We start from the raw sequence: 14,403 nt of genomic DNA on the forward strand, positions 1-14,403 counted from the left end.
CATCAGTGAGATAAATAGTTTTTGAAGGCATCGGTTTGCGGGTTAGTGAAGCAGCTCGCGTCACCCTGCTCAACGATATACCCGTTTTCCATATAGACCACGCGGCTGGCGGTTTTGCGCGCCACTTCCACCTCGTGGGTCACGATGACCTGGGTAATGTTGGTTTCCGCCAGCTCACGAATAATGCTCACGATCTGGGCGGTAATTTCCGGGTCCAGCGCCGCGGTTGGCTCGTCAAACAGCAGCACTGCCGGCTCCATCATCAGCGCACGGGCGATCGCCACACGCTGTTGCTGACCACCAGAGAGGTGTAAAGGATACCGGTCGCTGTACGGTTTCAGACGCAGACGTTCCAGCAGCTTTTCCGCACGCGCCATCGCCTGGTCTTTGCTTAAGCCAAGCACGCGGCACGGGGCTTCAATCAGGTTTTGCACCACCGTCAGATGCGGCCAGAGATTGTATTGCTGGAAAACCATGCCCACGTTTTGACGCAGTTCACGAATCGCTTTATCAGACGGGGTTTTCGCGAAGTCAAAATGGTTACCGGCGATGGCTAGCGTCCCCGAACGGGGCATTTCAAGCAGATTAAGAACTCGCAGAAGGGAGCTTTTTCCCGCGCCGCTTGGGCCGAGCAAAACCAGCGTTTCGCCCTCCGGGCAACTCAGCGTAATGTCGAACAGCGCCTGGTGTGCGCCGTAGAAGCAGTTAATGCCGTTTAGTTTAATACTCATCGGGGCAGTCTTTACTCATCCAGGCAATCTATAGCAATTGAGGCCGCAGATAGTACCGTTGACAGAATAGTTATGCAATATTTCTGCGTTAAAAGTTAAATATAACCCGTGTTTCCTCTTAAACATAGCACAAAATAGCGACGGGAAAGGGGGGCGAGTATAAATGTCGGCATTCCGCAGGAAATGCCGGACATTTTACGGGGTTAACGTTTATTGAACGGAGGCGTTAGCGGTTCTCGATCGACTGGCGAAGGGTGCCCGCCGGGGCATGAACGCTGCCGCCAATGTAGCGCACATCGTCTATTGCCCAGCACTGGCCTTCACGGATCATCAGCACCTCATCCTGCCAGGTTTGCGTTCCCTGGGTGAGCTTCACGCGCAGGGGAATATTGCGTGCGTCGGTATTCGGTATGGTGGACGCGCTGGCGACGTCGGCGCTGTCCGGCAGCGTGGCGCGGCTGGAGAACGGATCGGATGACAGCAGGGCGTTGTGCTGCGGATCGCGCGAAGCGTCGGTGAGCAGTTTCGCCAGATTATCGCTCAGGTACGGGCGCAGGGCGGTCAGGTCATTACCGCGATGCTGAATACGGTAATCATAAAATTGTTGCGCCACGGCATCCGGGCCACCCTCAATACAAGGGCCGCTGCGGGTTCCGATATCCTTAAAGGCTGGCGTGACCGGCGTTGTGCAGGCGCTGAGCACCAGCGCGCATGGCACTAAAAGCGTTAAAGCAGAGTAGCGCATGTTGATTTCCTTATTTATTAACTATCCTTTCAATCATAGCGTAACGAACCGATAATGCTGTCGCTAACGCATTGAACGCTAAAGAAGGAGAGAAAGTATGCAATTTTCAACAACGCCAACCCTGGAAGGTCAACCGATTGCCGAGTACTGCGGCGTGGTCACCGGTGAGGCGATTCTGGGCGCAAACATTTTCCGCGATTTCTTTGCCGGCATTCGGGATATCGTCGGGGGTCGCTCCGGCGCGTACGAGAAAGAGCTGCGTAAAGCGCGCGAGATTGCGTTTGAGGAGCTGGGCGAGCAGGCCAAAGCGCTGGGCGCGGATGCGGTGGTGGGCATTGATATCGACTACGAAACGGTCGGGAAAGATGCCAGCATGCTGATGGTGAGCGTAAGCGGCACGGCGGTGAAGACCCGTCGATGAAGCGTTCGCTCTCAACCCTCCTGCTGGCGATGTTGCTGGCAGGATGCGCCTCGGAAGAGGGCATTGTTGATAAAGGCGCTTACGAGCTGGATACGCGCCATCAGGCGCAGGCGGCCTACCCGCGTATAAAGGTGCTGGTTATTCACTACACCGCCGATGATTTCGACACCTCGCTTGCGACCCTGACCGATAAAAACGTCAGCTCTCACTATCTCATCCCCGCAAAGCCGCCAGCTCCGCAGGGCAAACCGCGTATCTGGCAGCTGGTCCCGGAGAGCGAACTGGCCTGGCATGCGGGCATCAGCTTCTGGCGTGGCACCAACCGCATAAATGATACCTCCGTCGGCATTGAGCTGGAAAACCGCGGCTGGCGGAAAACCGGTGACGTGAAAACCTTTACCCCCTTCGAACCGGGGCAAATTGCGGCGCTGATCCCGCTTGCCAGAGACATCATCGCCCGCTACGACATTAAACCGCAGAACGTGGTGGCACACTCGGATATCGCCCCGCAGCGTAAAGACGATCCTGGGCCACTGTTTCCTTGGCGCGAACTGGCGCAGCAGGGTATCGGAGCCTGGCCCGATCCGGGGCGCGTGAATTTTTATATCAACGGGCGACCGCATTATCAGCAGGTTGATACCGCAGCACTGCTCGATTTGCTGGCGCGCTACGGTTACGAGGTGCCAGAAAACAGTACGCCCGAACAGCAAAAACGCATCATCATGGTTTTCCAGATGCATTTCCGTCCGCAGTTATGGAGTGGCGTTGCAGATGTTGAAACCATGGCGATTGCTGAAGCACTTTTAGAGAAATACGGACAGGGGTAAACCTTCGGATTACCCCCGAATGAGTATATTTTAGCAAGTTTCTATCAGATTAATCTTAAGTACAAACTCATTTCATTTTTAGTTAATTGACTTAAAATTATCCGGATTTAAGATGGACATATAGCACGCTAAGTAATTTGGCGAATAAAAAATCTTCACACTTTTATTTTTATTCTTGACGTTTTCATCAGGAAAAATATTTATGGCTCGGTATGAATGCCGTTGCCATGCTTTTTAAAAATCACATCTTAAATCGGGTATAACCATGTTAAGCATCTATGGAAAAAAATTACGTCCGCAACATGAAATGGAAAAGATCATTTCTGCAACCTCAGGCGTTGAAGAAAGAACATTAAAAAAATGGCAGAAAATTTCCACTTCTGATTCCGGCTATATTCATATTATCGTCAGCGGTGAAGTCGAATTTCGACGTGAATCTGACGAACTGTGCATGTTCACCGTCACCGGGCAATGCATTTTCGGCCTGTCGTCAATGTATTACAGCGCCACCCATATGTACGGCCTTGTTCGGACGAATACGGTTGTTCGCTCGATCAAGAAAGAGGTCTTCGCCCAGCTGATGACCGAAAAAAATCTGTGGCCAGAACTGACCAAAGTCCTTTCCTGGTACATCTGCATGCTGAGCAAACGTGATGATGTTCTGGTTGCCCGCAGTGCGTATTCCGTTGTCCGCGAATTTTTATATGAGATTAACGACCTGATTGTTCAACAACAGCGTGATATTAACGTTTATGATTACATTCAGGAATACACTAACCTGGCACGTAGCACTATTATTAAAATCCTCTCCGATCTGAAAAAGGGTCAATATATTGTGGTGGAAAAAGGTCGACTGCTTAACCTTACCGCACTGCCTGAAAAATATTAATACCTGCTCCCGCCGTCTCCTTTTTTACTGAAAGGAGAACGGCTATTTCCACTGTTTTTTACACTGGCTTGTGAATTATCCTGCGTTTCGTCAACCGGCGGCGCGGGAATTTTTCCTTGAGAATAATCCTGCTCCTGCTCTTTTAGCGCCTGCTTAAATAATTCTGTTAATAATGACTCTTCACTGCCCGTGCTGGCGGGAGCGTTATCGTGCTCATGCGCTTCGGTCCCGGGTAAGGTATCCCGCGAGGCGTCGTGTGGCACCGCGCCGTCGGGCGCCTGCTGCCAGTCGCCATCATCACTGTTGATCGGCAGATCCTGCATCGATGGAACATCAACTGGCACTGGCGCAGCTTTAGGCTGCGGATGCGGGAACGGTTTACTCACGTACACGTAATGCATATCCGAAAGCTGCGTTTCCGGTTTCGCAACGCTGGCGTTGACCGGTTCAGGCGCCGGGTGGTGCAGGTTCCAGTAGACGTGCATATACAGGCCGACAACCAGCATGACGCAAAGCCCGACCAGCCATAACGCTGTTTTGCCGAATACGTTTTTCAGGCTGGGGAGACGGTACGAAAACCAGACCGCTTCCCCGGTTGTATAGCTGTGCTGGGCCGCAAGACAGATGGTCGACATTAGGCTTTCTTCTCCTGCATTTTCGCGTCCGGGGTGGTGCGGGTGGCCTGAATCAGTACGCCCGGCGTGCTGTTGGTCACGCGCATCAGCTGCATCAGCGTATCTTCGCCGGGGATGCCATCCACGTGCAGATGCATTTTTTGCTGGAACTCGCGGGTGCGTTTCATCATCTCTGTGGTCCAGATCCGGGCATGCGTTTCGGGCTGGCTCAGCGCCAGGCTTAATTGCTGATCCAGCCAGGCCATATCTTTGCTGTCGCTGGCCGCGCCGATCGCGTCTTTACCTTCCGGTGTCAGGCGGTGCAGCTGGGTAAAGTTGCCGGTCGCGTGCCGGTTAAACCAGCTGCGGCTCACCTGCCAGGTCCGGTTATTCATTAACAGGTCAATGGACGTGTCCCCGACCCTGGCGACCACCGCATAGTTAAGATGGCCGCTGGTTTTCAGTTCACTGACCCACGGATACCCTTCCTGCGCCAGCGTCTCCGGCGACGCGTTCCCCTGTTTACACATCAGGTTCACTTTGGCGGCGTTCTGGCACAGCGCATCTTCGGCCGAGGCGTCATACCCCCACATGAGATACAACTGATGCATCGCATCCGGCTGATTAACTATTTCGTTGTCGATAACCGGCACTACGGGCGCTTCGACTTTTAGCGATTGCTGTTTCCAGTTGACGGGCACCGGCAGCTGGATCGGCAGGCGTGCGCCGATCGATGAGGTCAAATACCAGCCGCAGGCGGCAAACAGCACGGACGCAAACAGCCCCACGGTCGCCAGGCGCTTACCGTGTTTTTGGGCGGGCAGGATCTCTCCCGCCGCCAGACGTAAATGACGTGGGCTGACCTGCGCCGCGCGTTCCGTCCAGGCGGCGAGCATTGACAGGTGCGCCAGCGCGTTCAGTTTGCTGATGTTGCCTTTGGTTAGCGTGTGCATTCTGCGCACGCGGGCAGGCGGCAACGGCGAGTTTTCGCACCCGTGTTCTTCGCACTGGGCCTGAACATAGCTCAGGTATTCGCGGCAGGTCAGGGGGCGCAGGGCATGATGCGTGTGCGTATATTCGCGCAGTTCAGGTTGCTTTAGCAGGATCTCCTGATCCGCAGTGCCCGTCAGTACCACGGCGAGCCGGAAGTTCAGCTCCTGGGCGCGCGTGAGCAGCGTTCCCAGGACTTCACGGCAGCTCTCCTTCATGGCTTCGGCATGGGCGATCGTCAGCACTCTGGATTTTGCTTTCCCCTCCTGCCACTGGCGCAGGACGGCATCCACCGCCTGCATGCGATCTTTAATCACTTTCGTTCCCGGGTTGAGTTTGTACAGCAGGCTACTGGCACTCAGTTTGGGAAACGCGTTGATGGCAAGAACGGTATGGTTGCTGGCTTTCAGCGCGTCGATGAACTGACCCAGAAGCGGAGCGTCGTCGCAAAAAAGCCCGATAATTCCCGCCAGCTGGGTTTTCTCTTTCAGCAGGTTGAACACGTCCTGATGATAAGGCACCAGAAAATCACCGGATAAACGGGTGATTGTCCTGAATGGCGGATTGTTAAAATTAAAGTGGCTCTGATACATAACGACTTACCGTCTCTGATTAGGAATAGCAACAGCAGCAGAAAGTAAGGTAATGCCCCTGAGCGGTCAATTTGCAGACAGAGTAAAAATATCCAGCCGGCTGCGCCTAACATCTGGAATTTATACGGTCAATATTTTTCTTTATGAAAGTTGGTGGCGAAGTCAGTGGTCGCGTTTGCAACAGCTTATTACTATTTTCCTCCATATTGGCGCAGTATGACGCTGCTTATTTTTGCTTTGCTATAGGCCGGATAAAAAATGAGGTTCTCATTTCTGTCACGGTGGATAACGCCTTGTATTATGTTTTTGCTGCTCATTTTTTGTGGCCAGCAAGGCTATCTCACCTTTAAAGATTATAAAAAAGTTATGAATAAGTTTGCTAATTCTGACCTACAGCCGCTGAAAAAAACGCGCGAAGACAAACCCTTCACGCTTTTTACGGCTGCCGTCCGTCAGGAGAACTTATCGGCTGCGGCAAAACCCCCGCTGGCGGCGGAGATTGAAGGCATTGTGCGCAGTGATGACGCCTGGCTCTCCTTCGCTGTCATCAAAACCCCGGGCGGCCAGCGAAGCTACCGCGAGGGTGAACCGCTCGCCGGGTTTAACGACGCATTTATTCAGGAAATAAACAAAGATAATGTGGTGGTTAATTATGAAGGTGCTACGCAGGTACTGGCGTTAAATAAACCGGACTATTTTAAGGGGGGCGTGGAGAGCGGCCCGGTTACAAAATCGACGAAAGATGCTGGCGCAGAGAGTGTGCATCTTGATGATTATCTGGTGTTAAAACCCATCATTGAAAAAGGCCGACTGGAAGGCTACAGGATAAACCCAAGGAATGCCTCCGCCTTTTACAGTCAGTCAGGTCTGGAAAAAGGCGATGTGGCGATTCAGGTTAACTCTGTCGATATGACCGATGAAGCAAAAGCGAAAAGCATTATTGCCAACTGGTCGAAAATGAAAGAAGCGGAGGTCATCGTACGACGTCACGCTCACCTTGAAAATATTCGGGTTAATGTTCTAAACAATTAATAAGTGTGCAGACATGAAAAAATTTCCCTGGGCGTGCGTGGCGCTGACCGCATTGTCGTTATATTCCAGTTCGCTGCTTGCAGCTAACTTTAGCGCAAGTTTTAAAAATACTGATATTCGCGAGTTTATCGATACGGTAGGTCGCAATCTCAACAAAACTATTCTGGTCGATCCGTCCGTCCAGGGAACCGTCTCGGTCAGAACCTACAACGTGCTGACGGAGGATGAGTATTACCAGTTCTTCCTGAGCGTGCTGGATCTCTACGGCCTGTCGGTGATCCCGATGGACAACGGCATGGTCAAAGTGGTGCGCTCAAGCGTAGCGCGTACCGCCGGTGCGCCGCTGGCAGACAGCAAGAACCCGGGCAAAGGTGACGAGATTATCACCCGCGTGGTGCGCATGGAAAACGTACCCGTTCGCGAGCTGGCCCCGCTGCTGCGTCAGCTCAACGATGCCACCGGCATCGGGAATGTGGTCCACTTTGAGCCGTCCAACGTCCTGCTGTTAACCGGTAAAGCCTCGGTGGTGAACCGCCTGGTGGATCTGGTTCAGCGCGTCGATAAAGACGGTATTCAGCGCCGCGAAATCATCCCGCTGCGCTTTGCCTCTGCCAAAGAGCTTTCGGATATGTTGAACAACCTCAACAACGAAGAGCAGAAAGGGCAGAACGCGCCGCAGCTGGCGGCCAAGGTGGTGGCCGATGACGAAACCAATAGCCTGGTGATCAGCGGCTCGGAAGATGCGCGCGCGCGTACCCGTTCCCTTATCCATCAGCTGGATCGCGAGCAGAATAACGAGGGGAACACCCGCGTCTTCTACCTCAAATATGCCAGCGCCACCAAAGTGGTACCGGTGCTGACGGGGATTGGCGAGCAGCTGAAAGACAAGCCGGGCGCGGCCAAAGCGAAAACCGCGAGCGCCTCAACCGACCTGAATATTACCGCCGACGAGTCGACCAACTCCCTGGCGATCACCGCGCAGCCTAACGTGATGAACTCCCTGGAGAAGGTGATCGACAAGCTGGATATTCGCCGTCCGCAGGTGCTGGTGGAAGCGATCATTGCCGAAGTGCAGGACGGCAACGGCCTGGATCTTGGCGTGCAGTGGACGAGCAAGCACGGCGGCGTGCAGTTTGGCGCTACCGGCCTGCCAATCAGCCAGATTAAAAATGGCACCATGAAAGGGGCGAGCTTCACGGGCCTTGCGACCGGCTTCTTTAACGGTGATTTCGGTGCGCTGGTGACCGCGCTCTCCACCGACGGTAAAAACGACATCCTCTCCACGCCAAGCGTGGTCACGCTGGATAATAAAGAAGCGTCGTTCAACGTCGGTCAGGATGTGCCGGTGCTTTCCGGTTCGCAAACCACCAGCGGCGACAACGTCTTTAACTCGGTTGAGCGTAAAACCGTGGGGACCAAGCTGAAGATTGTGCCGCAAATCAACGATGGCGACATGATCCACCTGAAGATTGAGCAGGAAGTATCCAGCGTCGACAACAGCGCAACGGAAGATTCCAGCCTCGGCCCAACCTTCAACACGCGCACGATCAATAACGAAGTGATGGTCCACAGTGGCCAGACGGTGGTGCTCGGCGGCCTGATGGAAAATGTGACCAAACAGTCGGTCTCCAAAGTGCCGCTGCTCGGCGATATCCCGCTGGTCGGGCAGCTGTTCCGCTACACCTCGCAGGATACTTCCAAACGCAACCTGATGGTGTTTATTCATACCACCGTCCTGCGTGACGACGACAACTACAGCGCAGCCTCGAAAGAGAAATATGATCAGATCCGGGTGCGCCAGATGCAGCGCGTGGAAGAGAAAAAGCTCGGTATTGTCGAGCCGAGCGACAACGCCGTACTGCCAGCGTTTCCTGCCGCCAGCACTGCACCCGTGAAAACCCACGCGGCACGCAATCCGTTTAAAGAGTAAGGCGGAGGGGAAACGTGGACGAACTGACTAAAACCCTGTGTAGCAGCAACTACGCAAAAGAAAACGGCGTTCTGCTTTACAACAATGACGTCTATATCCGTGAGGACACCCCGGCGTTAGCGCTGCTGGAGGTGCGCCGGGTGCTGGGATGCGCGTTTGTCCCGGTTACCCTGGCGCCGGAAGCGTTTGACGAGATGCTGGCCAAAATCTGGCAGCAGAGCAGCGGCGTGTCGCAGCAGCTGGTGGACGATATGGACGCGGATATCGATCTGATGGCGTTAACCGAGGAGATCCCGGATAACGAAGATCTGCTCGATAACGACGAAAACTCGCCGGTGATCCGCCTGATCAACGCCATTCTCGGCGAGGCGGTGAAGGACGGCGCGTCGGATATTCATATCGAAACCTTCGAGCGCACCCTGAGCATACGCTTTCGCGTTGACGGCATGCTGCGCCCGGTGCTGCAACCGGCGCGTAAGCTCGCCCCGCTGCTGGTGTCGCGTATCAAGGTGATGTCGAAACTCGACATCGCCGAGAAACGCCTCCCGCAGGATGGTCGTATCTCCCTGCGCATCGGTCGCAAGGCCATCGACGTGCGCGTCTCGACCATTCCGTCCCAGTACGGCGAGCGCGTGGTGATGCGCCTGCTCGATAAAAGCAATCTCAAGCCCGACATCAACAAGCTGGGGCTGATTGATGAAGAACTGGAGAAGCTGAAAGGGCTGATCGACCGCCCGCACGGGATCATCCTCGTTACCGGCCCGACGGGTTCCGGTAAAAGTACCACGCTGTACGCCATTCTTTCGGCGCTGAACGGCCACGAACGCAACATTCTGACCGTGGAAGATCCGATTGAGTACGAGCTGGAAGGGGTGGGGCAGACGCAGGTTAACCCGCGCGTGGACATGACCTTTGCCCGCGGGCTGCGCGCCATTCTGCGTCAGGACCCGGACGTGGTGATGATCGGGGAAATTCGCGACGGTGAGACCGCCCAGATTGCGGTGCAGGCGTCGCTGACCGGTCACCTGGTGATGTCGACGCTGCACACCAACAGTGCCGCAGGGGCGATAACCCGTCTGCGGGATATGGGGCTGGAGTCCTTCTTAATCGGTTCATCGCTGCTCGGTGTCATTGCCCAGCGTCTGGTGCGTCGGCTGTGTACGCACTGCCGGACCACCAGTCCGCTGGACGCCAATGAAAAAGCGCTGTTCAGCTTTATGGCCGCGCCGCCAGACGCGATTTACCGCGCGGTGGGGTGCGAACACTGCCGTCAGAGCGGCTATCAGGGCCGCGCCGGTATCCATGAATTCCTGGTGGTGGACAGCGCCATGCGTCGCGCCATCCATGAAGATAAGGACGAAATGTCCCTCGAAACGCAGCTTTTTAAGCATGCCTACAGCCTGCGTGAAAACGGGCTGCTGAAGGTGATCGGCGGCGTGACGTCTCTGGAAGAGGTCATGCGCGTCACCGCCGAACGTGGGGGGGATGCGTAATGGCTTTCTACGCCTGGACGGCAACGGATGCCGCGGGGAAAACACAGCGCGGGACGTTACAGACCGAGGGGCAGAAGCAGGTTCGCCAGTGGCTTCGCGAGCAAAAGCTGATGCCCGTCAGCATCACCGAAACCCGCGAAACGGCGGCTGGCGGGAAAGCGAAAACCGGGGTGAAGCTCTCTACTCCGGTGCTGTCGATGTTTACCCGTCAGCTTTCGACGCTGGTCAACGCCGCGCTGCCGCTGGAGAGCGCGCTGAAAGCGATCTCGAAGCAGACGGAAGACAAAAAGCTGGCGGCGATGGTGGTGGAGATCCGCGAGAAGGTGGTGGAAGGCCACACCCTGTTCGATGCCTTCAGCCAGTTTCCGCGCACCTTCGACAAGCTTTACTGCACGCTGGTGATGGCCGGGGAGAAAACCGGTCACCTGGGCGACGTGCTGGAAAAGCTGGCGGAGTACAACGAGCAGCGCCAGAAGATGAAAAGCAAGCTGACGCAGGCAATGGTCTACCCGATAACCCTCACCGTGGTCGCCATCGCGGTCATCAGCATCCTGCTGGTGGCGGTGGTGCCGCAGGTGATCGAGCAGTTTACCCACATGAAGCAGCAGCTGCCGATCACCACCCGGACGCTGATTGCGGTCAGTGATTTCCTGCAAGCCTGGGGCATTTATATTGTGGGCATTCTGGGCGGCGGCTTTATCGGCTTCAAAGCCTGGCTGAGGAATGCCAAAAACCGTTTTCGCTGGCACAGCTGGCTGGTGAACGGCTCGCCGATTAAAAAGCTGGTCTGCGCCATCAACAGTGCCCGCTATATCCGTACCCTGAGCATTTTGCAGGCCAGTAGCGTGCCGCTGCTGGAGGGGATGTATATCGCGATGGACGGTATCGAAAACCGCTATGCCCGGCAGGTGCTGGAGCAGGCCGCCGACACCGTGCGCCAGGGGGCGTCGCTGTATGCGGCGCTGGAACAGGCGAAATTATTTCCGCCCACCATGCTGTATATGATTGCCTCCGGTGAAGAGAGCGGGGAATTAGGTAATTTAATGGATCGCGCGGCGGAAAATCAGGAATCGGCCTTACAACATCGAATTACATTAACGCTGTCGGTCTTTGAACCGGCGCTGGTGGTATCCATGGCGACGATTGTTTTATTCATCGTGCTGTCAATATTACAACCGCTTCTGCAACTTAATAATATGGTAGGTTAAATCATGGCTTTAAAACGTAAAAACCTGGCTCGCCAGGCGGGCTTTACATTGCTCGAATTAATGGTGGTCATTGTTATTCTCGGCGTACTGGCGAGTATGGTGGTGCCAAATTTAATGGGCAATAAGGAAAAAGCCGATACGCAAAAAGCAACCAGCGATATTGTCGCGCTCGAAGGCTCGCTGGATATGTACAAGCTGGATAACCACCGCTATCCGACCACAGAGCAGGGTTTGCAGGCGCTGGTGACCAAACCTGAAATCGCGCCAATCCCGAACGGCTACCGCACGGACGGCTATATCCGTCGCCTGCCGCAGGACCCCTGGGGCAATGATTATCTTCTGGTGAGCCCGGGTGAACACGGCGCGGTGGACGTCTTCTCAGCCGGTCCGGACGGCGAAGCCAATACCGCCGATGACATTACCAACTGGTCTCTCGATAAGAAAGAGAAATAATGAAAAATCAACGCGGCTTTACGTTGCTGGAAATTATTCTGGCGCTGGTGATATTTGCCAGTTGCGCCATGATGGTGGTGTCCACCATTCCTTCGCGCAGCGGCGCGGATATATTTGGCCAGCAATTAAAAGCGCTCGTTGATTATGGTTCAGACCGTGCGGTGATGGACGGAAATATTGTTGGGCTGGTGATCGCCACCGATAAATATCAGCTGGTGACGATCGCCGATAAAAAAGGCGAGCGTCACTGGATGCCATTATCTGCCGGACGCATTAACACCAAAGGTGATTTTCCGGAAGAGATGCATGTGTCGCTTTCGCCGCAGCGTCTGGCCGCGACGGTGACCTCCGAGCCGCAGGTGATCTTTTTACCGGACGGTGAAATCAGCCGCTTTACGCTGACGCTGCAAAGTTACGACAAACAGCACCATTTCCGCGTGGTGTCGCACGGTGCGGCGCCGGTATCGGTAGAAAACGATGGCTAACGGCAACAAAAAGCAAAAGGGGATGACGCTGCTGGAGGTGATGGTCGCTCTGGTGATTTTCTCCACCGCCGCGCTGGCACTGATGAACTCGGTCTCCCTGAACGTGCGTTTTACCCATGGCCTGGCCGATACCTTGCAGGCCAGTTGGGTGGCGGAAAACCAGCTGGCGGAGGCACAGCTCACCAGAACTGACTTCCCGGATGCTGAACAGCAGGGGACGGAAATCATGGGCGGGCGCAGCTGGAACTGGCGTAAGCAGCGGGTGAAAACCGCCGACAACGTCTGGGCGAATACCCTACGCGTATATGCGGAAAGCGATGAGAGCCAGCCGGTTATCTCCCTGCGCATCATTCCGCCGGGAGAGAGCAAGTGAAGAAAACGCGACGCCAGCGCGGATTTACCCTGCTGGAGATCATGATTGCGCTGACTATCTTCGCGGTGATCAGCACCCTGGCCTGGCAAATTCTGGACGGCGCGATGCGTACCAGCTCGGCCACCGATGCCAGCGCCGCAAAGCTCAACCAGCTTCAGCGCGCCTGGAGTCTGATGGAGCGTGATTTTTTCCAGCTTCAGGCGCGCGCCCCGCGTAATGAGCCGGAGCTGTTTCGTCAGGAGGGCGATGCTCTTGAACTGACCACCCTGAATGGCGTGAGCGGAACGGTCCAGCTGGAGCGCGTGCGCTGGCGGCTGGAAGAGGGGCGTTTGTATCGCGACGTCTGGCCGGTCATTGACGGCCCGGCGGACGTTAAGCCTGACGAGGTGCCGATTGTCAGCGGCGTAAAATCATTGCAGTGGCGGTTTTATCGTCAGGGCTGGCTGACCGCCTGGCACGACGCCGCCCATCTGCCGGACGGCGTGGAGGTTACGTTGACGATGGAAAACGGGGATACCTGGCGCTGGGTGTTCACTACACCGGGTGATATGCCGGAGGTGGCCGCTGCCGCAGCGCCAGCGCCTTCGCCGGAGACCAGACCATGAAACGGATCCGTCAACAACAGGGCGTCGCCCTGCTGGTGGTGCTGATTTTGCTGGTGATGATGTCGGCGCTGGCCGCCAAAATCAGCCAGCAGTTCTGCCGTAATTTGCAGAAAACGCATTATCAGGTAAGCCAGCAGCAGCTGCGCTGGGCGATGCAAACCCAGGAAAAAGTGGTGAAGGACCGGTTACAGACCGACGCCAGCGGCGAGAGCAAGCCGCTGGCCCTGGACGGCGACTGGCATCAGCCGCTGGAGACGCAGGGTGAGGACTATACGGTCGTGAGCCAGGTGGAAGATGCGCAGGACTGCTTTAACGTCAATAACCTGTTGACCGCCGACATCGCACCCCAGGGGCAAAGCGCTCCCGGGGTGGCGGAAAAATCGCGTAAAGAGCGGATTGTTGAACAACTCCTGACGGAAAGCGGCCTCAGCCCGGGCACGGCGGAGGCGGTCTATTTCCAGCTGGTGGATTATCTCGATGGTGACAGCACCACGGCGAAGGAGGGGGCCGAAAGCGATGCGTGGGCTGGCGTCGTGCCCGCGCGGCAACCGGCAAATCAGATGATGCGCAGCATCGCAGAAATCAAACTGCTGCCGGCGTTCCCTGTTACGGCGTATCCGAAGGTGAGCAAGCTGCTATGCGCGCTGCCGGACACTGTCAGCAAGGTCGATGTCAACACTCTGCAACCGAAACAGGCCGCCGTGCTGGCGGCCATGTTCCCGGGAAAACTGACGCGGGATGACGCCGTTCGCCTGCTGGATGCGCGTCCGGAATCGGGCTGGGAAAATATGGAAGCGTTCAGCAAAGCGCTGGAGCAGGCCTTCCCGCAGTTAAAAGACGATCTCCCGCAGGTGGCGGATCAATTTTCTATAAACAGCCGGTACTTCCGCGTGAATTACACCGGCAATACCGATGAATTAACGCTTCGCGTGGTCAGCCAGCTTCAGGTGAATAACGAAGCCGGTGAGATCGTGACGTGGCAGCGTCGTTACCGAATGATTGAATAAGAAAAGT

General features: G+C 55.6%; 16 protein-coding genes. 12 read left to right on the forward strand and 4 right to left on the reverse strand.

Going from position 1 to position 14,403, the window contains the following annotated elements:
* Window positions 1–2: 2 nt before the first annotated feature.
* Window positions 3–731: an arginine ABC transporter ATP-binding protein ArtP gene (gene artP, locus ACQG1Y_RS07700; RefSeq protein WP_006809439.1), complete on the reverse strand. Its 729-nt coding sequence runs from the start codon at window positions 729–731 to the stop codon at window positions 3–5.
* A gap of 226 nt (window positions 732–957) precedes the next feature.
* Window positions 958–1,476, reverse strand: coding sequence for a lipoprotein (locus tag ACQG1Y_RS07705; RefSeq protein WP_015571007.1), 519 nt, complete (start codon window positions 1,474–1,476; stop codon window positions 958–960).
* 97 nt (window positions 1,477–1,573) lie between these two features.
* Here ACQG1Y_RS07705 and ACQG1Y_RS07710 point away from each other — a divergent pair, with 97 nt between their 5' ends.
* From ACQG1Y_RS07710 to ACQG1Y_RS07720, 3 genes are all read left to right on the forward strand, one after another.
* Window positions 1,574–1,897 (forward strand): heavy metal-binding domain-containing protein, encoded by a 324-nt coding sequence (locus tag ACQG1Y_RS07710; RefSeq protein WP_032670243.1) that lies wholly within the window; start codon window positions 1,574–1,576, stop codon window positions 1,895–1,897.
* A complete protein-coding gene (locus ACQG1Y_RS07715) occupies window positions 1,894–2,724 on the forward strand; it encodes an N-acetylmuramoyl-L-alanine amidase (protein WP_015571006.1) in 831 nt (276 codons plus the stop codon). Before ACQG1Y_RS07710 ends, ACQG1Y_RS07715 begins: the two co-directional genes overlap by 4 nt.
* Window positions 2,725–2,989: 265 nt before the next feature.
* Entirely contained in the window at window positions 2,990–3,613 is a 624-nt protein-coding gene (locus ACQG1Y_RS07720; RefSeq protein ID WP_023303371.1) for a helix-turn-helix domain-containing protein, read from the forward strand.
* On the opposite strand, the gene ACQG1Y_RS07725 is transcribed toward ACQG1Y_RS07720, so the two are convergent.
* Window positions 3,610–4,248 carry a hypothetical protein gene (locus ACQG1Y_RS07725; protein ID WP_032670241.1) on the reverse strand — a complete coding sequence of 213 codons (639 nt, stop codon included), beginning with the start codon at window positions 4,246–4,248 and terminating at the stop codon, window positions 3,610–3,612. The two genes, ACQG1Y_RS07720 and ACQG1Y_RS07725, sit on opposite strands and share 4 nt — an antisense overlap.
* Entirely contained in the window at window positions 4,248–5,810 is a 1,563-nt protein-coding gene (locus ACQG1Y_RS07730) for a peptidoglycan-binding protein (protein ID WP_368740482.1), read from the reverse strand. The genes ACQG1Y_RS07725 and ACQG1Y_RS07730 overlap by 1 nt, the downstream gene beginning before the upstream one ends.
* A 300-nt stretch (window positions 5,811–6,110) precedes the next feature.
* On the opposite strand from ACQG1Y_RS07730, the gene gspC reads away from it, so the two are divergent.
* From gspC to gspK, 9 genes are read left to right on the forward strand one after another with little or no spacing between them, the layout of a single operon-like run.
* On the forward strand, window positions 6,111–6,842 hold the full coding sequence (gene gspC / locus ACQG1Y_RS07735) for a type II secretion system protein GspC (RefSeq protein WP_017693723.1): 732 nt from the start codon (window positions 6,111–6,113) through the stop codon (window positions 6,840–6,842).
* Window positions 6,843–6,855: 13 nt separating this feature from the next.
* Window positions 6,856–8,772, forward strand: a complete 1,917-nt coding sequence (gspD, locus tag ACQG1Y_RS07740; protein WP_368740483.1) for a type II secretion system secretin GspD — start codon at window positions 6,856–6,858, stop codon at window positions 8,770–8,772.
* A 14-nt stretch (window positions 8,773–8,786) separates the two neighbouring features.
* Window positions 8,787–10,265, forward strand: a complete 1,479-nt coding sequence (gspE, locus tag ACQG1Y_RS07745; RefSeq protein ID WP_045341363.1) for a type II secretion system ATPase GspE — start codon at window positions 8,787–8,789, stop codon at window positions 10,263–10,265.
* Window positions 10,265–11,473 (forward strand): type II secretion system inner membrane protein GspF, encoded by a 1,209-nt coding sequence (gene gspF / locus ACQG1Y_RS07750; protein ID WP_368740484.1) that lies wholly within the window; start codon window positions 10,265–10,267, stop codon window positions 11,471–11,473. The genes gspE and gspF overlap by 1 nt, the downstream gene beginning before the upstream one ends.
* A gap of 3 nt (window positions 11,474–11,476) precedes the next feature.
* Complete coding sequence (gspG, locus tag ACQG1Y_RS07755; protein WP_003858352.1) at window positions 11,477–11,926, forward strand: type II secretion system major pseudopilin GspG; 450 nt, start codon at window positions 11,477–11,479, stop codon at window positions 11,924–11,926.
* The gene (gspH, locus tag ACQG1Y_RS07760) at window positions 11,926–12,411 is read left to right on the forward strand and encodes a type II secretion system minor pseudopilin GspH (protein WP_023303377.1); all 486 of its coding nucleotides are present in this window, start codon (window positions 11,926–11,928) and stop codon (window positions 12,409–12,411) included. The genes gspG and gspH overlap by 1 nt, the downstream gene beginning before the upstream one ends.
* The gene (gspI, locus tag ACQG1Y_RS07765; RefSeq protein WP_015571001.1) at window positions 12,404–12,784 is read left to right on the forward strand and encodes a type II secretion system minor pseudopilin GspI; all 381 of its coding nucleotides are present in this window, start codon (window positions 12,404–12,406) and stop codon (window positions 12,782–12,784) included. The genes gspH and gspI overlap by 8 nt, the downstream gene beginning before the upstream one ends.
* Window positions 12,781–13,389: a type II secretion system minor pseudopilin GspJ gene (gene gspJ / locus ACQG1Y_RS07770; RefSeq protein ID WP_032670232.1), complete on the forward strand. Its 609-nt coding sequence runs from the start codon at window positions 12,781–12,783 to the stop codon at window positions 13,387–13,389. The genes gspI and gspJ overlap by 4 nt, the downstream gene beginning before the upstream one ends.
* Entirely contained in the window at window positions 13,386–14,396 is a 1,011-nt protein-coding gene (gspK, locus tag ACQG1Y_RS07775; RefSeq protein ID WP_368740485.1) for a type II secretion system minor pseudopilin GspK, read from the forward strand. Before gspJ ends, gspK begins: the two co-directional genes overlap by 4 nt.
* Window positions 14,397–14,403 lie beyond the last annotated feature (7 nt).

Origin of the sequence: Enterobacter cloacae complex sp. 397G4 (assembly GCF_050031515.1) — a bacterium.
GTDB lineage: Bacteria > Pseudomonadota > Gammaproteobacteria > Enterobacterales > Enterobacteriaceae > Enterobacter > Enterobacter hormaechei_C.

Bases quoted from the DNA above. Each gene is read 5' to 3' on its own strand.
- gspG (WP_003858352.1), top strand. From the start codon at position 11,477: ATGGCTTTAAAACGTAAAAACCTGGCTCGCCAGGCGGGCTTTACATTG.
- ACQG1Y_RS07710 (WP_032670243.1), top strand. From the start codon at position 1,574: ATGCAATTTTCAACAACGCCAACCCTGGAAGGTCAACCGATTGCCGAG.
- gspD (WP_368740483.1), top strand. From the start codon at position 6,856: ATGAAAAAATTTCCCTGGGCGTGCGTGGCGCTGACCGCATTGTCGTTA.
- gspI (WP_015571001.1), top strand. From the start codon at position 12,404: ATGGCTAACGGCAACAAAAAGCAAAAGGGGATGACGCTGCTGGAGGTG.
- artP (WP_006809439.1), bottom strand. From the start codon at position 731: ATGAGTATTAAACTAAACGGCATTAACTGCTTCTACGGCGCACACCAG.
- gspC (WP_017693723.1), top strand. From the start codon at position 6,111: ATGTTTTTGCTGCTCATTTTTTGTGGCCAGCAAGGCTATCTCACCTTT.
- gspH (WP_023303377.1), top strand. From the start codon at position 11,926: ATGAAAAATCAACGCGGCTTTACGTTGCTGGAAATTATTCTGGCGCTG.
- ACQG1Y_RS07730 (WP_368740482.1), bottom strand. From the start codon at position 5,810: ATGTATCAGAGCCACTTTAATTTTAACAATCCGCCATTCAGGACAATC.
- ACQG1Y_RS07725 (WP_032670241.1), bottom strand. From the start codon at position 4,248: ATGTCGACCATCTGTCTTGCGGCCCAGCACAGCTATACAACCGGGGAA.
- ACQG1Y_RS07705 (WP_015571007.1), bottom strand. From the start codon at position 1,476: ATGCGCTACTCTGCTTTAACGCTTTTAGTGCCATGCGCGCTGGTGCTC.
- ACQG1Y_RS07715 (WP_015571006.1), top strand. From the start codon at position 1,894: ATGAAGCGTTCGCTCTCAACCCTCCTGCTGGCGATGTTGCTGGCAGGA.
- gspK (WP_368740485.1), top strand. From the start codon at position 13,386: ATGAAACGGATCCGTCAACAACAGGGCGTCGCCCTGCTGGTGGTGCTG.
- ACQG1Y_RS07720 (WP_023303371.1), top strand. From the start codon at position 2,990: ATGTTAAGCATCTATGGAAAAAAATTACGTCCGCAACATGAAATGGAA.
- gspF (WP_368740484.1), top strand. From the start codon at position 10,265: ATGGCTTTCTACGCCTGGACGGCAACGGATGCCGCGGGGAAAACACAG.